The 19009-nt window shown below is 39.3% G+C and carries 17 protein-coding genes; all 17 read left to right on the top strand.

What is annotated here, in order from left to right:
* Positions 1-70: 70 nt before the first annotated feature.
* The 17 genes from AVFI_RS09995 (at position 71) to AVFI_RS09915 (ending at position 18924) form a co-directional block, all read left to right on the top strand.
* Positions 71-898, top strand: a complete 828-nt coding sequence (locus AVFI_RS09995) for a CheR family methyltransferase (protein WP_005420407.1) — start codon at positions 71-73, stop codon at positions 896-898.
* A 195-nt stretch (positions 899-1093) separates the two neighbouring features.
* Positions 1094-1489, top strand: coding sequence for a flagellar basal body rod protein FlgB (gene flgB / locus AVFI_RS09990; protein ID WP_005420406.1), 396 nt, complete (start codon positions 1094-1096; stop codon positions 1487-1489).
* Between the two features lie 2 nt (positions 1490-1491).
* Entirely contained in the window at positions 1492-1908 is a 417-nt protein-coding gene (gene flgC, locus AVFI_RS09985) for a flagellar basal body rod protein FlgC (protein ID WP_005420405.1), read from the top strand.
* Positions 1909-1923: 15 nt separating this feature from the next.
* On the top strand, positions 1924-2634 hold the full coding sequence (gene flgD / locus AVFI_RS09980) for a flagellar hook assembly protein FlgD (RefSeq protein ID WP_005420404.1): 711 nt from the start codon (positions 1924-1926) through the stop codon (positions 2632-2634).
* Positions 2635-2794: 160 nt separating this feature from the next.
* Positions 2795-4093, top strand: coding sequence for a flagellar hook protein FlgE (gene flgE / locus AVFI_RS09975; protein ID WP_005420399.1), 1299 nt, complete (start codon positions 2795-2797; stop codon positions 4091-4093).
* A gap of 214 nt (positions 4094-4307) precedes the next feature.
* The gene (locus AVFI_RS09970) at positions 4308-5057 is read left to right on the top strand and encodes a flagellar basal body rod protein FlgF (protein WP_005420397.1); all 750 of its coding nucleotides are present in this window, start codon (positions 4308-4310) and stop codon (positions 5055-5057) included.
* A 54-nt stretch (positions 5058-5111) separates the two neighbouring features.
* Positions 5112-5900, top strand: coding sequence for a flagellar basal-body rod protein FlgG (flgG, locus tag AVFI_RS09965; RefSeq protein WP_005420395.1), 789 nt, complete (start codon positions 5112-5114; stop codon positions 5898-5900).
* A 12-nt stretch (positions 5901-5912) separates the two neighbouring features.
* The gene (flgH, locus tag AVFI_RS09960; RefSeq protein WP_011262373.1) at positions 5913-6704 is read left to right on the top strand and encodes a flagellar basal body L-ring protein FlgH; all 792 of its coding nucleotides are present in this window, start codon (positions 5913-5915) and stop codon (positions 6702-6704) included.
* Between the two features lie 2 nt (positions 6705-6706).
* A complete protein-coding gene (locus tag AVFI_RS09955; RefSeq protein WP_011262372.1) occupies positions 6707-7828 on the top strand; it encodes a flagellar basal body P-ring protein FlgI in 1122 nt (373 codons plus the stop codon).
* 107 nt (positions 7829-7935) lie between these two features.
* On the top strand, positions 7936-8940 hold the full coding sequence (gene flgJ / locus AVFI_RS09950) for a flagellar assembly peptidoglycan hydrolase FlgJ (protein ID WP_065604908.1): 1005 nt from the start codon (positions 7936-7938) through the stop codon (positions 8938-8940).
* Between the two features lie 269 nt (positions 8941-9209).
* A complete protein-coding gene (gene flgK, locus AVFI_RS09945; protein ID WP_005420386.1) occupies positions 9210-11090 on the top strand; it encodes a flagellar hook-associated protein FlgK in 1881 nt (626 codons plus the stop codon).
* Positions 11091-11107: 17 nt separating this feature from the next.
* On the top strand, positions 11108-12301 hold the full coding sequence (flgL, locus tag AVFI_RS09940; RefSeq protein ID WP_012533878.1) for a flagellar hook-associated protein FlgL: 1194 nt from the start codon (positions 11108-11110) through the stop codon (positions 12299-12301).
* 607 nt (positions 12302-12908) lie between these two features.
* The gene (locus AVFI_RS09935) at positions 12909-14048 is read left to right on the top strand and encodes a flagellin (protein WP_005420381.1); all 1140 of its coding nucleotides are present in this window, start codon (positions 12909-12911) and stop codon (positions 14046-14048) included.
* A gap of 252 nt (positions 14049-14300) precedes the next feature.
* A complete protein-coding gene (locus AVFI_RS09930) occupies positions 14301-14678 on the top strand; it encodes a hypothetical protein (RefSeq protein ID WP_005420379.1) in 378 nt (125 codons plus the stop codon).
* A gap of 57 nt (positions 14679-14735) precedes the next feature.
* A complete protein-coding gene (locus AVFI_RS09925) occupies positions 14736-15869 on the top strand; it encodes a flagellin (protein WP_005420377.1) in 1134 nt (377 codons plus the stop codon).
* 398 nt (positions 15870-16267) lie between these two features.
* Positions 16268-17401 (top strand): flagellin, encoded by a 1134-nt coding sequence (locus tag AVFI_RS09920; RefSeq protein WP_012533764.1) that lies wholly within the window; start codon positions 16268-16270, stop codon positions 17399-17401.
* A gap of 395 nt (positions 17402-17796) precedes the next feature.
* Entirely contained in the window at positions 17797-18924 is a 1128-nt protein-coding gene (locus AVFI_RS09915) for a flagellin (RefSeq protein ID WP_005420374.1), read from the top strand.
* Positions 18925-19009: the final 85 nt, after the last annotated feature.

Here is a 19009-nt window from a genome sequence, read left to right as displayed (position 1 = left end):
ATAAGCTAAATCCTATTGTCGTAGTAATATAAAACGGCAATTCATTTTTTATTTGGAAGTTAAACCGTTAATGACAACTATAACTATCAACGAACAAGAGTATCGTGACTTCAGCCGCTTTCTAGAATCTCAATGTGGTATTGTCCTAGGGGACAGTAAGCAATATTTAGTTAGAAGCCGACTGAGTCCTTTAGTTGCTAAGTTTTCATTAGCTTCATTATCTGATCTATTACAACAAGTGATTTCTGGTCGTAACCGAGAGCTGCGTGTCGCTGCTGTTGATGCAATGACAACCAATGAAACTTTGTGGTTTAGAGATGGTTACCCATTTACTGTGCTTGCAGACAAATTGTTGCCAGAGTTAGCGGCAAACCGTCGCCCATTAAAAATTTGGTCAGCGGCAAGTTCATCTGGTCAAGAACCTTATTCAATGGGGATGATCATTTCTGAAATCCAAGCTCGTAAGCCGGGCTTTCTTCCTAATATCAGTATTACTGCAACCGATATTTCACCATCAATGCTTGAAACCTGTAAAGCAGGTGTTTATGACAACTTAGCATTAAGTCGTGGTTTATCTCCTGAACGTCGCCGTGCTTTCTTTGAAGATGCGGGTGATGGCAAGATGAAAATCAACGATAAAATCAAACGTATGGTGAATTTCCGTCCTCAGAACCTAATGGATAGCTACAGCTTATTGGGTAAGTTTGACATTATTTTTTGTCGTAACGTATTGATTTACTTTTCACCTGAGATGAAATCTCAAGTGTTAAATCAAATGGCGGCAAGTCTTAACCCTGGTGGCTACTTATTGTTAGGTGCATCGGAATCGTTAACTGGATTAACTGATAAATTTGAGATGGTGCGTTGTAATCCGGGCATTATTTATAAATTAAAATAATTATGATTGAGTAATTATTGAACAAAAAGCGACTTAGGTCGCTTTTTTTGTGCCTGTAATCTATAGTTGGCTCAGATATTGCTAAATAAATATCGGTAGTATCGTCAATCTGCTCTGTGAATTGAAAAAGTTGGCATACAGGTTGCAATATAGAAATTATATATACTGCTAGTCAGTTCTTGTGGAGGGTTTGAAATGGCAATTTCTTTTGATAAAGCATTGGGTATTCATCAGTATACGGTTGGAGTTCGCTCTGAACGTGCTGAAATGTTAGCGACAAACATCGCTCAAGCGAATACTCCGGGCTATAAAGCAAAAGGAATGGATTTTCAAAAAGCATTACAGTCGGCAACATCGAAAGCAAGTATGGGCTTAAGCCGTACTGATGGTCGGCACATTAATGCCTCAACACGAATGGCTGGGGAAATTCAATACCGTCTTCCAACTCAACCTGATACAGGTGATGGCAATACGGTAGATGTGGATTTGGAGCGTAACTTGTTTATGCAAAACCAACTTCGTCATCAAGCATCATTAGACTTTTTAGGTAGCAAGTTCAAAAACCTAACCAAAGCAATTAAAGGGGAATAGAGATGAGCTTATTTAATGTTTTTAACGTTACAGGTTCTGCAATGAGTGCAGAGTCAGTTCGTCTTAACACCACTTCAAGTAACATGGCAAACGCAGACAGTGTAAGTAGCTCAGCTGCTGAAACTTATAAAGCACGCCAGGCTGTTTTTGGTGCGGAATTGAGCAAAGCAAAATACAAACAAGATCATACAGTTCCTGTAAAAGTTCTTGGTATTGTTGAAAGCCAAAAGCCTCTACGTGCAGAATATAACCCAGATCATCCTATGGCAAATGACGATGGCTATATCTTTAAGCCAAACGTTAATGTGATGGAAGAAATGGCAAACATGATTTCTGCTTCTCGTTCATACCAAACGAATGTTCAAGTTGCAGATGCGAGTAAACAAATGTTGCAGAGTACTCTGCGAATGGGTCAATAAGGATAGGAGGTAGCTATGACTGGAATCAATAACGTTGGTCAAAACGGCTTGTCCTACATCGACCAGTTAAAGAGTCTTCAAGAGGCGAACAAAACTGAAAAAACAACGGGCGGCAAAAATGAACTGAAGCAAGAAGACTTCCTTTCATTGCTAACCAAGCAGTTGTCTCAACAAGACCCATTTAAACCGGTTGAAAACGACCAGATGATTGCGCAAATGGCTTCATTTGCAACTGTCGATGGTATTGGCAAGATGAATACACAGTTTGATAGCTTGAATTCATCAATGACATCTAACCAAGCATTACAAGCGTCTTCGCTTGTTGGTCGTGATGTTTTAGTACCTGGCGCTAAAGGCTTAAAAGAAGCAGATAAAGGTATGGCGGCAATGGTTAAATTGCCTCAAGCAATTAATAACCTAATGGTTCGTGTTGAAAACGAACAAGGCCAATTAATTCGTACTTTAGATGTGGGCGCTAAACCTGCTGGCGACACTCGAGTAGAGTGGGACGGCAAAGATGATAAAGGCAATGCAATGCCTGCTGGTCGCTACAATATTAAAGCTGCTGGCGTGCTTGATGGAGAAAACAAAGAGTTTGGTGTATCTACATACGCAAACGTAAACAGTGTTCTTCTGGGCAAAGGTGATGGCAATGTTCTGCTAAATCTTGCTGGTTTTGCTTCACCTATTAAACTGGCAGAAGTGCTAGAAGTAGGTAAGGCATAAAAGGGCGAATATTCAGTGCAGCAACTTATCGCTGCCTGAATACTCCCATTTTCATCATTTAATTATTCATAAAGCTATGCCAATTCCATTAACACTCTTCCTTAACTCTGATCGTTAATGGAATTGGAAAACATATGCGTAGCTAGATAGGAGATATCAAATGTCATACGTAGCATTAAGTGGTCTAGCCGCTGCTCAAAAAGACTTAAATACAACATCGAATAACTTAGCCAATGCGAATACATATGGCTTTAAAGAATCTCGTGCGGAGTTTGGTGATGTGTATTCATCATCGCTATTCTCAAATGCAAAAACCACAACAGGTGGTGGTGCACAAACAACTAAAGTGGCACAACAGTTCCACGAAGGTTCAAGTATTTACACCAATAACCCAATGGATTTACGTATTTCGGGTCAAGGTTTCTTCGCTGTGGCAAAAGATCGCCTACAACCAGCGACAAATGAATTAAGCCGTAATGGTGCATTCCACCTAGATAATGAAAACTACGTAACGACATCAAACGATGAGTTTCTATTAGGTTACGAAGTTGACCCAGAATCTGGCAACGTATCGTCTTATGAGCCAAAAGCACTTAAGATCCCAGATCAATTTGGTAAACCTAAACCAACTGAAAATGTTGAAATTGGTATGAACTTACCAGCAACTGAAGTACCAAAAGATCCAGCTCTTTTTGATATGAATGATCCTGACACTTACAACAAGTCAACTTCGGTTACGACGTATGACTCTCTAGGTCAGCCATACAAAATGACGACGTACTATGTGAAAGATGCAACACAACCAAACCGTTGGAATGTGTTTTACTCTTCAACAGATACTGACGGTGAAAAACCAGTAAATATCAATGGTGGTGATTCAACGAATGCCGCGGGTCAAATTGGTCACTCTATTATCTTTAATAATGATGGTACAACTCAAAGCATTAATGCGGGTCAGCCAGTTGCAACAACAACGTTAGGTGAGAATGGTTTAAACTTAAATGGTGCGGATCCTTCACAGACCTTAACCATGAAGTTTGATAATCCAACACAATTCTCTGCACCGTTTGAAATGCGTCGCTTTAGTGAAGATGGCGCAACAACAGGTTACCTATCAAAAGTTGATATTGATAAGAGCGGTAACATTGTAGGTTCATACTCGAATGGTAAAGATGTGACGCTTGGTCGTGTAGCTATGGTTCGTGTTACTAACCAGCAAGGTCTTGCACAAAATGGTGGTACTCAGTGGTCTACAACACAAGCATCTGGTGCGGCTATTTGGGGTGAAGCAAACCAAGGTTCATTTGGTGACATTCAAAGTGGTACTTTGGAGCAATCAAACATCGATATGACACAAGAACTGGTTGATTTGATCTCTGCACAACGTAACTTTCAAGCGAACTCACGTTCATTGGATGTACATAACCAGTTGCAACAAAATATCCTACAAATTCGATAATAATTTTATTATCCAATATCTTAAAATTGCCGTCTCATGTGACGGCAATTTTTTACCCAGAATTTTTGCCTCTTACTTCCTCTCTTTTTCCTCTTTAAATATCCCACTGTAATAAAATAGCGATCATCTTTGGTTAATTTATTGAAATATATAAAAAATAAAAGTTGGCACACTGATTGCTATTATAACTTCAGATAGATTATTGGAGTTCATTATGGATCGCGCATTATTTTTAGCCATGAGTGGCGCAAAGCAAAACATGCAAGCTATGCAATTGCGTTCAAACAACCTTGCAAACGTAAGTACAACGGGTTTCCGTGCTGATTTAGAGCAAGCTCGTTCAATGCAAGCGTACGGTGAAGGTTTACCTACTCGTGTATTTAATATGACAGAGCGTCCGGGAAGCAGCTTTTCTCAAGGTTCAGTGATCACAACAGGTCGTGATCTTGATTTAACCATTGAAGGTGATGGCTGGATTTCAGTAATGGATAACACTGGCCGTGAAGGTTTAACTCGTGCTGGTAATCTAAAAATTGATGAAACGGGTTTACTAATGAATGGCAGTGGTCATTTAGTATTAGGTGAAAACGATGCACCTATTACGCTACCGCTACCAATTGCAAAAATTCAAATTGCTAAAGACGGCACTATCTCCGTTCTTGAGCAAGGTGCACCAGCAGAAGCGATGGCTGAAGTTGATCGTATCAAATTAGTAAAAACCGATAATCGTGACCTATTCAAAGATACCAATGGTTTATTTCGTTCAAAGAACCCTGGTGCCACGTTTGATGCTGATGCAAACATCACATTATTAAGTGGTGCGCTAGAAGGAAGTAACGTTAACGCCGTTGGTGAAATGACAAATTTAATTGATTTGCAGCGTCAGTTTGAAATGCAAGTCAAGATGATGAGTACAGCTGAAGAGATGGATAAAGCTTCAGACTCATTATTACGTATGGGTTAATTGAATAATTAACTTGATTAACTTAATACATTAAAGAATTTAGAGGAATACACAATGAATCCAGCATTATGGGTAAGTAAAACAGGTTTAGACGCACAACAAACAAACATTGCGACTATCTCAAACAACTTGGCTAACGCCTCAACGGTTGGCTTTAAAAAGAGCCGTGCCGTATTTGAAGATCTGTTTTACCAAAACGTAAACCAAGCAGGTGCACAATCTACTCAGAATACTGAATTACCAACTGGTTTAATGCTAGGTTCTGGTTCTAAAGTGGTAGCAACTCAAAAAGTATTTACTAACGGTAATGCTCAAACCACATCAAATGGTATGGACATGATGATTGAAGGTAAAGGCTTTTTCCAAGTAACTATGCCAGATGGCAACATTGGTTATACACGTAATGGTCAATTTACTCTTAATGATGAAGGCGCGATTGTAACTACTGGTGCTGGCTACCGTTTAGAGCCTGAAATTGTTGTTCCTGAAGATGCGATTAACGTAACTGTTGGTACAGACGGTGAAGTATCTGTTCGTCTACGTGGTCAGCAAGATAACCAAGTTATTGGTCAAATTAATACTGTTGACTTCATTAACCCAGGCGGTTTAGAACCTGTAGGTCAAAACTTATACCTACCAACAGGTGCAAGTGGTGACCCACAAGAAGGAACACCAGGTTTAGAAGGTTTCGGTGCCGTTCGTCAATCAATGCTTGAAGCATCAAACGTAAACGTAACTGAAGAATTGGTAAATATGATCGAAGCGCAACGTGTTTACGAAATGAACTCTAAAGTTATTTCTGCTGTTGATAAGATGGCAAGCTTTGTTAACCAACAACTGTAATTGGTGATTAGGATGAAACGTCTTCTTTGTTTACTGCTATTAACAACATTAACTGGTTGTGAAACGCTGCTAATTAAAAATCCGAGCGCGCAAGAAAGCGAGGTGACTTCTGCTACAACAAATGTTGATGCAGTTGAAGGTGATAAAGCCAAAGAAGAAGACTCAGGTATTATCGATACATTACGTGGTCGTAATGATCCTATTGCAGGAGATCCTGCGTGGGCACCGATTCATCCTAAAGAAAAACCAGAGCATTATGCGGCTGCTACAGGTTCTCTATTTAATGTAGATCATGCACAAGACATGTACGATGACACTAAGCCTCGTGGGTTAGGTGATATCGTAACCGTTATGCTTGCTGAAAATACAAAAGCGGCAAAAAGTGCAGATGCTGAGTTATCTAAATCAAATGATTCAAGCATGGATCCATTGCAAGTCGGTGGACAAGAGCTGCAAATGGGTGGCCAATATAACTTTTCTTATGAGTTATCAAATGACAACAACTTCACCGGTAACACATCGGCTAACCAAAGTAATAGCTTAAGTGGTTCAATTACTGTGGAAGTAATCGAAGTATTATCAAATGGTAACTTATTGATCCGTGGTGAAAAATGGTTAACGCTCAATACGGGTGATGAGTACATTCGATTAAGCGGAACCATTCGCCCTGATGATATTAATTTTGATAACACCATTGATTCGACACGAATCTCAAATGCTCGTATTCAATATTCAGGTACGGGTGATCAACAAGATATGCAAGAACCTGGATTCTTGGCACGATTCTTTAATGTAGCACTATAATAATGACGAATCGTTGGAGTTTTGACGTGAATAAAAATCTAGTTACTGTACTTTTTACTTGGTTATGCCTAAGTATATCTACAGCACACGCTGCACGTATTAAAGACGTAGCAGAAGTTGCTGGGGTTCGTAGTAACCAACTAATTGGCTATGGTCTAGTTTCTGGTTTACCAGGTACTGGTGAGTCAACGCCATTTACTGATCAAAGTTTCAATGCCATGCTGCAAAACTTTGGTATTCAATTACCACCGGGTACGAAGCCAAAGACTAAAAACGTAGCAGCAGTAATGGTAACAGCAACATTGCCACCATTTTCTAAACAAGGCCAAGTGGTTGATGTAACGGTTTCATCAGTAGGTTCAGCAAAAAGCTTACGTGGTGGTACGTTATTACAAACTTTCTTAAAAGGTCTAGATGGTAAAACGTATGCGATTGCACAAGGTAACTTAATCGTAAGTGGTTTTAGTGCAACCGGTGCTGATGGTTCTAAAATTGTCGGTAATAACCCAACTGTTGGTCGTATCTCAGGTGGTGCGATGGTTGAACGTGAAGTTCCATCTCCATTTGGTCGTGGTGACTTTATTACCTTTAACCTTTTAGAATCAGACTTTACTACTGCGCAGCGTATGGCAGATGCGGTAAATAATTTCTTAGGTCCAAACATGGCTTCTGCTGTGGATGCAACGTCGGTACGAGTTCGTGCCCCTCGTGATATTAGTCAACGTGTTGCTTTCTTATCTGCGGTAGAAAATGTGGATTTTGACCCAGCAGATGGTTCAGCAAAAATTATTGTTAACTCTCGTACTGGTACTATCGTTGTTGGTAAGCATGTGAAGTTAAAACCGGCGGCGGTAACTCACGGTGGTATGACAGTTGCAATTAAAGAGAATCTACAGGTTAGTCAACCAGGACCATTTAGTGATGGGCAAACAGTAGTAACTCCAGACTCTGATATCGAAGTGACTGAAGAGCAAGGTAAAATGTTTAAATTTGAACCGGGCTTAACATTAGATGATTTAGTAAGAGCTGTGAATGAAGTAGGTGCTGCACCATCAGATTTAATGGCTATTTTACAAGCATTAAAACAAGCAGGTGCAATTGAAGGTCAATTGATCATTATCTAATCGCAGCTTGCTTTATAAAGACAATAAACGCACCTCTAGTAGGTGCGTTTTTTTTGGCATTAAATTTGCTGTAGTTATATTAGTGTTAGTTAATGCAAAGTGTGAAGATGAATAATTCAGTAAATATGACAGATGTGGGATTTATCCACGACGTAGGCGGTCTTGATAAATTACGTAAAAGTGCCGTTAGTGGCGATCAAGACAGTCAAGATAAAGCATTGCGTGCAGCAGCAGAGCAGTTTGAATCAATCTTCACACAAATGCTTTTTAAATCAATGCGTAATGCAAATGACTCTTTTAAATCCGATATGATGAGCAGTGATAATCAGCAGTTCTTTGAACAAATGCGTGATGATCAAATGGCCACTGAATTATCGAAAAAAGGGTCATTAGGTTTAGCTGATATGATTGTTGCTCAATTAGGCGCTTCAATGAACCAAGCTGCACCTGTACAAAGCGGCAATAACTTAGAGCAAGACGCAAGAATGGCAATGCGTAAAGCGGCAACCGATGAAACATTACGCTTGCCTGCTGATTACTCATATCCTCATGCTTCTCAAGCAAAACAAGAGTCTCAAACAGAAGCACCTGAAATTGCACAAATTGATAAAATGTTAGCAGCGAGAAAAGTTCAACCTGCTGATAAATTTGAAACACCTCAAGACTTTGTTAATACCATGAAGCCTTACGCAGAAAAAGCGGCAAAAGCATTAGGTGTTGATTCGAACCTTCTTATTGCACAAGCGGCACTAGAAACCGGTTGGGGTAAAAAGGTCATTAAGAACTCGGTAGATTCAAGTCATAACTTATTTAATATTAAAGCAGATAGAAGCTGGCAAGGAGATAAGATCTCTAAGAACACGCTTGAGTATCACGATAATATTGCAGTGACAGAAAATGCAGCCTTCCGTTCATACGATAACTACGAAGAGAGTTTCAGTGATTTTGTTCGTTTCTTAAATCAAAACCCACGTTATGAACGAGCACTACAACAAACGGATAGCTCAGAAAGTTTCATTAAAGGTATTCATAGTGCGGGTTATGCTACGGATCCAAATTACTCAAATAAAGTAATGAGTGTAATGAAAAAAGTAGAAAGCTTATTAAAGTAATACGAACGCATTAATACAAACACTAACATGAAATCCTGTCTCTTGAAAAAGCGGCAGGATTTTTTGTTTTTGGTTGCCGCTTAAAATAAAAAGAGGCAAAGAAGAGGCAAAAAACATGTATTCGATCTGGAGTTCTATTAAAGTAAATATCAATAGGAGTTGTTAAGTTATTGAAAATTAAATAAATAAAAGTTGGCACACTGATTGCTATATTAGATTCGTTAGGAAATATTATCGCATCTTTTTATAGAGTTTTTTTTGGAGGCAACATGGGACTTGATCTGCTAAATCTAGGTACACAAGGTGTGCTTACGGCGCAGCGTCAACTGAATACGACCAGTCACAATATTAACAACGTTAATACTGAAGGCTTTAGTCGTCAATCGGTTGTTCAAGATACTAATATGCCTCATTGGGTGTCAGGTGCAAACTTCGGCGCAGGCGTGCATGTAGCCGCTGTGCGACGTTCGTTTGATCAGTTCGCTACAAATGAACTGAACCTTTCGACAACCAACTTAAACTACTCTATGGATACAGAAGCGAATCTTGATGTATTAACGAATATGATGTCATCAATTGGTGCTAAACGTATTCCTGAAAACATCAATGATTGGTTTGATGCAGTAAAAACTCTTGCCGACAGCCCTAACGAAATCGGTGCGCGTAAGGTAGTACTTGAAAAATCACGTCTTGTTTCACAAAGCTTGAACGATTTTTACGAAAATGTGCGTCAGCAAAATGCAGATGTAAATAAGAAGATGGATCTAACTGTAGAGCGTATGAATGCCATTGCTCTTGAGTTAAAAGACATTAACAAAATGATGGTTAAGACCCCAGGTCCGCACAATGACCTAATGGACCGTCATGAAAAGTTAATTAAAGAGCTATCTCAATACACAAAAGTAACGATCACTAAGCGTGACAACGAGAATTCATTCAATGTATTAATTGGTGGTGGACACATGCTTGTGTCTGGCACAAATGCAAGTGAATTGAAAATGATCGCTGGTACTCCAGACCCATTACAGCGTCGACTAGCAATGGTTGAAGGTAAAGGCATGAAAGCGATTCAGCATGACAGCATTGGCGGTAAATTATCGGCACTGTTTGAATTGCGTGATAGCACTATCCCAACAATCATGGATGAACTAGGCCGTGTAGCAGTAGGCTTCAGCAGTGAAGTTAACCGCTTACAAAGCCAAGCGATTGATTTGCGTGGCCAGATTGGTGCAAATATTTTCTCTGATGTGAATTCAGAACAAGCAGCACGTAGCCGTGCCATTGTACAAGGTGGTTCTTCTGCTGAAGTAGGCGTATTTATTGATGATATCAGCTTACTAAAAGCAGGCGATTACGCACTAAAATACGATGGTAGCCAATATACAGTGACCCGACCAACAGGTGAAGTACAACGCTTAGACCCAACCGGTAACCCATCGACCTTTTTCTTAGACGGTATGCGAGTTGAAATTCGTGAACCACTAAGTGCCGGTGAGCGTGTATTACTTCGCCCAACTCGTATTGCGGCTGGTGAAATTAAGCTTGAGATGAATGAAGCAGAGAAAATTGCCGCACAAAGCTATGCAAGTTCTGCAACATTTGCAACTGGTAATGCAAAATTTAAAGTTCTGCAATCAGGCGCATTAAAAGAATTCCAAGTAGTTATCTCTCCTGCAGCAAATCAGTTTGCTGTATTAGATATGAAAGGAAAAATGTTACTTGAACCTCAAACATACCCACCAAAAGGCCCAGTAACTGTTGGTGGAACTACGTTTGAATTAACAGGTGGTGCAGCAGCAAATGATAAATTTGCAGCGAACTTAGTTCCATCTGAAGGTGATAACGGTAACTTATTGCTAATGCAAGGCTTACAGACACGTAAAGTAATGGACGAAGGCCGCTCTACGGTGATTGACCTATACGAAAACGTAAATACTGAAATTGGCCTGAAAAAAGCAACGGCGTCTCGTTTATCTGAAGTATCTCGTGTAGAGAATGAAGCTGCTCAAAGTCGTGTTGCTTCAGTTTCTGGTGTGAACTTAGATGAAGAAGCGGCAAACATGATGAAGTTCCAACAAGCGTACATGGCATCTTCACGCATCATGAAAGCAGCGGATGAAACGTTCAACTCAATTTTACAATTGTCGTAATTAAGGAGCTGTAGAGTATGTTAAATCGTATTTCAAGCTTTCATAATTACCAAGCGGTGCAAAATGATATTTCGCGCCAAGAAGCGAAAGTGCATCACACTAGTGCACAATTAGCATCAGGTAAAAAGCTATTAACAGCAGGAGACGACCCCGTTGCTGCGTTATATGCTCAAAACCTAACTCAAAAGAAAGAAGAGTTACGCCAATATACAGATACTATTACATTAGCTCGTAACCGTTTAGAGCGTCATGAGGTTGCGATTGCGAATGCTGAGCAATTTGCCGATGATGCAAAACGTAGCGTAATGGAAATGATCAATGGTTCATTAGCACCAGAAGATCGTTACGCTCACGCGCAAGATCTAAAAGGTATCGCAAGTAATTTCTTGAATCTGACCAACATGTTAGATGAATCAGGAAACTACTTATTTTCTGGTACTAAACCGAAAACACAGCCATTTTTTAAATCTAATGATGGTACCGTTGCTTATGCGGGTGATGAATATCAACGTAAGTTAAAGGTATCAGGCTCAATTGAAGTTGCGGTAAATGACGCTGGCAGCAAGTTGTTCACTGAAATCAAAAATCCATTTGGAGATTATGATCCTCAGTATGCTTTGCAAGAAGGGTCTGAACTGTTGTTATCACAAGCAACAAATACAAATTATACCGATCCTGCAACGTACGAAGTAAGTTTCAGTGCTTCGGCAAATGGTCAATATAATTACCAATTGTCAAAAGATGGTAGTGTGGTTAAAAATGCTCAATTTGATCCATCAGAAGGGATTAAATATGAAGGTGTTGATATTCAGATCCGTGGCCAGTTAAAGTCAGGTGATGTGATCACTTTAGAGCCAAAGAAAACCATTAGCATTTTTGATTCATTTAAGAAAGCGTCTGAATTAGCGTTAAATGATGTAGCTGATGCATCAACAACAGCAGAGCTTCAACAAGTAACCGATGAATTTCATGCTGCATTTATTCACTTAAGCCAAGCACGAGCTGAAGTGGGAACAAGACAAAATACGTTAGATCAACAAGAGCAGCAGCATCAAGATTTTGATTTAACCTTGTCGAAATCATTAAGTTCAATTGAAGATTTAGATTACGCACAAGCCGTAATCGAATTTAATGAAAATACACGAGCACTCCAAGCGTCTCAACAAGCGTTTGGTAAAGTAAAAGACATTACTTTATTTAATTACGTGTAAATACCACCATTAAATAAAATAGAGAGCCTAGCAGTCATGTTAGGCTTTTTATTTCTATAACTAATTGAATTATCAATATATTGCATGGGAAATGCCTTGCCGCTCTGTTTGTTTTTTTGCCGCTTTTTAGTAGCAGATAAATAGTCGTTTATTCATTGAGGTAAAGGTGAAAAAAAGCGGCAAGCCCTATTGTTCATTAAGCGGCAAAAATATTTTTTATTATTGTTTTTTCTATCAAAAGCTGAAAAATAAAGAATTAAACCGTTTTGTAAGTTGTTGTTATTTAGTGTTTTTAATTTATTTTTGCTTGTATTGAAGCATTTATTTAAAAAACTGGCACACCTTATGCTAATTAATAACTATGACTGAGAAGCTCACAGTTTGCCAATGGTAAATAGTGGCATAGCAGTTGCAGAGTAGAGTTGAAGGCTTTGCTTTTGTATGTCAGTCATTAATGTGCATGTTTTTCTCATCTTGGCATGAGATTTGATATGTAAATTACATGACACTGAATAACTATTGGCTAATTGTGGCTGATATAAATTTAAATATTTCTGAATAGAGCAGAAATGAGTTTTCGTGAAAGCGAAGCCAAAGGAGAGCAACGATGGCTGTAAATGTAAATACTAACGTATCTGCGATGACTGCGCAGCGTTACCTAAACAACGCAACAAATGACCTAAACAACTCAATGGAGCGTTTATCGTCAGGTACTAAAATCAACAGCGCAAAAGATGACGCTGCTGGTCTACAAATTTCTAACCGCTTAACAGCTCAGACTCGTGGTCTTGATGTTGCTATGCGTAACGCGAACGATGGTATTTCTATCGCTCAAACAGCTGAAGGTGCGATGAATGAATCGACTAACATCCTTCAACGTATGCGTGACTTATCACTACAAGCGGCAAACGGTTCTAACTCAGACCAAGATCGTGCTTCTATCCAAGAAGAAGTTCACGCATTATCTGATGAACTAAACCGTATCGCAGAGACAACATCATTCGGTGGTCGTCGTCTTCTTAACGGTCAATTCGGTGAGTCAGCATTCCAAATCGGTGCTAACGCTGGTGAAGCAATCCTAATCAAGTTACCGTCAGTTCGTGCTGATGATGACAGCATGGGTGGTCAACGTTTCGTTTCTGAAAACGGCAAGAGTGCATCTTGGAACGTAGAACCTGGCAAAAATGACATGAAACTAGAATTCACTACTAAGAAAGGTGAAGCAGTTTCTATCGATATCAGCGCTAAAGCTGGTGACGACATCGAAGAGTTAGCAACATACATCAATGGTCAATCAGACAAGATCTCTGCATCTGTAGGTGATGAAGGTAAACTTCAACTGTTTGTTGCTGAACCATCAATCGAAGGTGAGTTATCAATCACTGGTAACCTTGCAACTGAACTTGGCCTAGAAAGCGGTCTTGGTTCTAAAGCGACAGTTGATAAGCTAGACGTAACGTCTGTAGGTGATGCACAAGTATCTATCGGTGTTATCGACTCAGCTCTTGCTTACATCGACCGTGAGCGTGCTGATTTAGGTGCTAAACAAAACCGTTTAGGTCACAGCATCAACAACTTGTCAAACATTCAAGAGAATGTATCTGCTTCTAACAGCCGAATCAAAGATACTGATTTTGCTAAAGAAACAACAAACATGACAAAAGCACAAATCCTTCAGCAGTCTAGTACTTCTATTCTTGCTCAAGCGAAACAGTTACCAAACGCTGCACTAACTTTACTGCAGTAATTGAGTAACTAACAACAGTCATATGAATGAACAAGAGGTGCTCTCATCTCTCATCAACCTCTTGTTCACCTGATTGTTGTGCAAGCTATAGGTAACTGGTTTTTTGTGTTCTTCTCACAGATCTCCTCATAAAAAACCAACCTAGCTTTATGCCCCTTAATTGGGGCTACCCTTCCAAAAATACTCTTTTTAATCCAGAAAATCGGATTTCGGTCGATGACTTACTGTCTATTCCATAAGTAAGGTCATGTCATGAATTCATTCTTACGTTTTTTATTGTTTATTTTCTTTTCAACTTCAGTACACAGTGCGCCGTTTATTTCTACTCAATTATCGAGCATGAAAGAACATTCAATGATTGCCGCTAATAATTGCATCGATCCTGTATTACAACACTACTTTGAAGATGAAGGGATAACACCTGAAAATAGCCACATTAAAGGTTATGGGGCATGTTTTAATGCCAATAAACATAAAGTGAAACGCCAGCCTAAGAAGCATTTAAAAGACTATTTAGGTACTGAGTGTTCAGATCCTGCATTTATTAAGTTATTGAAAGATGAAGGTATAAATCCTAATGAATATGATATTCAAAGTAGTGAACGTTGTGGGCATCAAAATATCAGTTAAGCTTTCAGTATTTATGCCGTTATAACTATTAAGATGAAAATAAATTAAGAGATTGTTATGTCTGTAACGGTAAACACCAATGTGTCTGCAATGACGGCACAGCGATATTTAAATCAAGCAACAGAACACTTAAACCAATCAATGGAACGCCTTTCGTCAGGTAAAAGAATTAATAGTGCGAAAGATGATGCGGCTGGTTTGCAAATATCAAATCGTTTGAAATCTCAAATGAGTGGTTTGGATGTGGCGGTTCGTAATGCGAATGATGGTATTTCAATTGCACAAACAGCAGAAGGTGCAATGAATGAAAGTACTAATATTTTGCAACGTATGCGCGATTTAGCACTACAGTCTTCTAATGGTTCTAATACGTTACAGGACAGACAAGCAATTCAAGAAGAGGCGGATGCGCTTAACGATGAATTAAATCGTATTGCAGAAACCACTTCTTTTGGTGGCAGACGTTTATTGAATGGCCAGTTTGGTACATCGACCTTTCAGATTGGTGCCAATGCTGGTGAAGCGGTTCAACTTACTTTAGGTAGTATGCGTTCAGATACACTAGCGATGGGTGGGTTTCATTACACATCTCAAAACCAATTAAACAAAGGTTGGACAGTTCCAGAAGGTGGTCAAACGCTTACTATGTCATTTAATGATGAAAATGGTAAAGCTCAAGAAATCACAATTGAAGCGAAAGCGGGTGATGATATTGAGGAATTGGCTACGTATATCAATGGTCAGAACGATACCGTTCAAGCATCCGTTGATGAGAAAGGTCAACTTCAATTGTTTACTGCGGGTGACGTGGTATCAAGTGCGGTGACATTTGGAGGAACACTCTCTGCTGAATTAGCTATTGGTGGTGCTGTATTTGATACCGTTAATGATTTAGACCTAACGAGTGTTGGTGGCTCACAACGTGCTATTGCAACTTTAGATGCAGCAATGGGGTTTGTTGATAAAGAACGAGCAACGTTAGGCGCTTTTCAAAATCGCTTTGACCACGCTATCAATAACTTGAATAATATTAATGAAAATGTTGCCGCTTCAAACAGTCGTATTGAAGATACAGATTTTGCTAAAGAAACGGTTGAGATGATGAAAGCACAAATCTTACAGCAAGTAAGCTCAACGGTACTAGCACAAGCAAAACAAGCACCAGATATCGCCTTAAAATTGCTTGGTTAACTTATATCAATCGATATAACTATTTTTTAAACCAGCAATGATTGCTGGTTTTTTTTCGTCTAAAGAAAATAAAGTAGCTAAAGCGGAATAAATAAAGAAATAAGGTACTAAATCTAAAGCAAGGGATGGCTAAACCCCTTTTGTATCAAGGATCTGGCTAATACTTGGTCAAAAGCAAAAAAACTTTAGCTATTTTTTAGTCAATTGTAAAAAACTTTGAAGCACGATCATAGTTCATAAAGTAATCATCTATTTTATAAATAAATCGATAAAGGTTTATTTTTAACCGTCGTTAAGTTAAGTATCAGGCACTAATAACAATCAATTTAGTGTCGAATAATAAAGCTCAGTTTTCCGAACTACGGAAAACAATCGGAAAACTAAACGGAGATACCACTATGTCGATTACAGTAAATACTAACGTATCAGCAATGACAGCTCAGCGTTACTTGAACAATGCAACGGATGGCGTGAATCAATCAATGGAACGTCTATCTTCTGGCTTTAAAATCAACAGCGCAAAAGATGATGCTGCTGGCCTACAGATTTCAAACCGTTTGACTTCACAATCTCGTGGCTTAGATGTAGCTGTACGCAATGCAAACGATGGTATTTCAATTGCACAAACAGCTGAAGGTGCAATGAATGAGTCAACAAACATCTTACAACGTATGCGTGACTTATCACTACAATCAGCAAACGGTTCAAATACAACTTCTGACCGTGAAGCTATTCAACAAGAAGTCGGTGCGCTTAATGATGAGCTGAACCGTATTGCTGAAACAACCTCTTTCGGTGGTTCTCGTCTTCTTAATGGTCAATTTGGTACTAAATCATTCCAAATCGGTGCTGATTCAGGTGAAGCGGTAATGCTTAGCCTTAACAACATGCGTTCAGACTCTGCATCAATGGGTGGAACAAGCTATAAAGCAGAAACGGCACTGGGTGGTGATTGGGCTGTAAATGCTGAAAAATCGGATTTAACCGTTTCTTATGTAAACCGTGCAGGTGAAGAGAAAGAGTTAACGATTAATGCTAAGTCTGGCGATGATATTGAACAAGTAGCGACTTACATCAATGGTCAAACTGATGCGGTTAATGCATCTGTCTCAGAAAATGGTGAACTACAAATTGTAACCTCTAACGATAAAGTTCAAGGTGAAGTTAAATTTGGCGGTTCATTAGCTGGTGAGCTGAATATGGGTGCAGCGCAAGCTGAGACGGTTAAGAGCATCGACGTAACTACGGTAGGAGGCTCTCAGAAGGCTGTGGCTATCCTTGATGCAGCAATGCAATTTGTTGATTCAAACCGTGCTGACTTAGGTGCATTCCAAAACCGCTTTAGCCATGCGATAAACAACCTAGATAACATTAATGAAAATGTTTCTGCATCTAATAGCCGAATTAAAGATGTCGATTTTGCTAAAGAAACAACAGAGATGACGAAATCTCAGATTCTTCAACAAGCAAGTTCTTCTATTTTAGCTCAAGCTAAGCAAGCGCCAAACGCTGCTCTTGGTCTATTACGCTAATTTTTTAGAAGATTTAAACAACTTCTAAGGTAATAGTGCTCTCACACTATGCCAAAGCCGGGGCTTGCCTCGGCTTTTTTTGTTTATAAAATCATCAATAAATATCTATTTCCCTCTAAATTAGGTGATTTTCCTCACGTTTTATCTGGGATTTAAATTATTTTCGTTTTTTTTGCATTTTTTCCTAAAGAGTTTCCGATTGCGAGCGATAACTTAATTACAAGGCACAGCGACTAAGAAAAAGCTTAAAAGTACTTAAAAAAGAAAAGCTTAAAAAATTAAAAGTTTTTCTAAAGTAATTTGAAAGTAGGTCGCTAAGTTAAGTATCAACGATGAACAATACGGTTACCGGTCCAGGAGCGGAGTGATTCGGAACCAAAGTGGAGAAATAAATTATGTCTATCAATGTAAACACAAACGTATCAGCAATGACAGCACAGCGTTACCTAAGCAACGCAACTAACGACCTAAACAGCTCAATGGAGCGTTTGTCTTCAGGTCTTAAAATTAACAGTGCTAAAGATGATGCAGCGGGTCTACAAATTTCAAACCGTCTAACATCTCAAACTCGTGGTTTAGATGTTGCAGTTCGAAATGCAAATGATGGTATCTCAATGGCGCAAACTGCTGAAGGTGCGATGAACGAAACAACGAACATCCTTCAACGTATGCGTGATTTATCACTTCAATCAGCTAACGGTTCAAATACACATGCAGACCGTACAGCGATTCAAGAAGAAGTGGTTGCTTTGAATGACGAATTAAACCGTATTGCAGAAACAACATCGTTCGGTGGCTCTCGCCTACTTAACGGCCAATTCGGTACTAAATCTTTCCAAATCGGTTCAGATTCAGGTGAAGCGGTAATGCTTACTCTGAACAACATGCGCTCTGATACAACAGCGATGGGTGGTTCTACTTACTCAGCGACTGAAGGTAAAGACTCAAACTGGAAAGTGGGTGCTGAAAATACAGAATTAACAATGAACTTTGTTGATAGCAAAGGTAAAGAACAAAACATCACTATCAATGCAAAAGCTGGTGACGACATTGAAGAAGTAGCAACTTACATCAATGGTCAAAGCGATGCAGTAAACGCTTCTGTAACTGAAGACGGCAAATTACAAATTTTTGCAGCAGCAGATGCAACTGATATTGAATTCAGCGGTTCATTAAGCAACGAACTGGGTATGGGTAATAAAGTATCTGACACAGTTAAGAGCATCGATGTAACAAGTGTTGGTGGTTCACAAAAAGCAGTAGCAATTCTTGATTCAGCAATGCAATACGTTGATTCAAACCGTGCTGATTTAGGTGCTTTCCAAAACCGTTTCAACCACGCTATTAACAACTTAGAAAACATTAACGAGAACGTGAATGCGTCTAACAGCCAAATCAAAGATGTTGATTTTGCTAAAGAAACGACAGCAATGACGAAATCTCAAATCCTGCAACAAGCGAGCTCGTCTATCCTAGCTCAAGCTAAGCAGGCACCAAATGCAGCATTAGGCCTGTTGGGCTAATCAGCATAGTAAACACTTGTGAGAATGTGAGCTTATGCCATCTGCAAAGTTCAATCCCAACAGGTTATAAGTGAGTCTGACTTAC

Source organism: Aliivibrio fischeri ATCC 7744 = JCM 18803 = DSM 507 (assembly GCF_023983475.1).
Lineage (GTDB): Bacteria > Pseudomonadota > Gammaproteobacteria > Enterobacterales > Vibrionaceae > Aliivibrio > Aliivibrio fischeri.
Note: the sequence above shows the minus strand (reverse complement) of the source record. Positions and strands in the feature narration are given on the sequence as shown.

What these genes read in the sequence shown, in the direction of transcription:
- AVFI_RS09995 (WP_005420407.1), top strand. Translation starts at nt 71, where the DNA reads ATGACAACTATAACTATCAACGAACAAGAGTATCGTGACTTCAGCCGC.
- flgB (WP_005420406.1), top strand. Translation starts at nt 1,094, where the DNA reads ATGGCAATTTCTTTTGATAAAGCATTGGGTATTCATCAGTATACGGTT.
- flgC (WP_005420405.1), top strand. Translation starts at nt 1,492, where the DNA reads ATGAGCTTATTTAATGTTTTTAACGTTACAGGTTCTGCAATGAGTGCA.
- flgD (WP_005420404.1), top strand. Translation starts at nt 1,924, where the DNA reads ATGACTGGAATCAATAACGTTGGTCAAAACGGCTTGTCCTACATCGAC.
- flgE (WP_005420399.1), top strand. Translation starts at nt 2,795, where the DNA reads ATGTCATACGTAGCATTAAGTGGTCTAGCCGCTGCTCAAAAAGACTTA.
- AVFI_RS09970 (WP_005420397.1), top strand. Translation starts at nt 4,308, where the DNA reads ATGGATCGCGCATTATTTTTAGCCATGAGTGGCGCAAAGCAAAACATG.
- flgG (WP_005420395.1), top strand. Translation starts at nt 5,112, where the DNA reads ATGAATCCAGCATTATGGGTAAGTAAAACAGGTTTAGACGCACAACAA.
- flgH (WP_011262373.1), top strand. Translation starts at nt 5,913, where the DNA reads ATGAAACGTCTTCTTTGTTTACTGCTATTAACAACATTAACTGGTTGT.
- AVFI_RS09955 (WP_011262372.1), top strand. Translation starts at nt 6,707, where the DNA reads ATGACGAATCGTTGGAGTTTTGACGTGAATAAAAATCTAGTTACTGTA.
- flgJ (WP_065604908.1), top strand. Translation starts at nt 7,936, where the DNA reads ATGAATAATTCAGTAAATATGACAGATGTGGGATTTATCCACGACGTA.
- flgK (WP_005420386.1), top strand. Translation starts at nt 9,210, where the DNA reads ATGGGACTTGATCTGCTAAATCTAGGTACACAAGGTGTGCTTACGGCG.
- flgL (WP_012533878.1), top strand. Translation starts at nt 11,108, where the DNA reads ATGTTAAATCGTATTTCAAGCTTTCATAATTACCAAGCGGTGCAAAAT.
- AVFI_RS09935 (WP_005420381.1), top strand. Translation starts at nt 12,909, where the DNA reads ATGGCTGTAAATGTAAATACTAACGTATCTGCGATGACTGCGCAGCGT.
- AVFI_RS09930 (WP_005420379.1), top strand. Translation starts at nt 14,301, where the DNA reads ATGAATTCATTCTTACGTTTTTTATTGTTTATTTTCTTTTCAACTTCA.
- AVFI_RS09925 (WP_005420377.1), top strand. Translation starts at nt 14,736, where the DNA reads ATGTCTGTAACGGTAAACACCAATGTGTCTGCAATGACGGCACAGCGA.
- AVFI_RS09920 (WP_012533764.1), top strand. Translation starts at nt 16,268, where the DNA reads ATGTCGATTACAGTAAATACTAACGTATCAGCAATGACAGCTCAGCGT.
- AVFI_RS09915 (WP_005420374.1), top strand. Translation starts at nt 17,797, where the DNA reads ATGTCTATCAATGTAAACACAAACGTATCAGCAATGACAGCACAGCGT.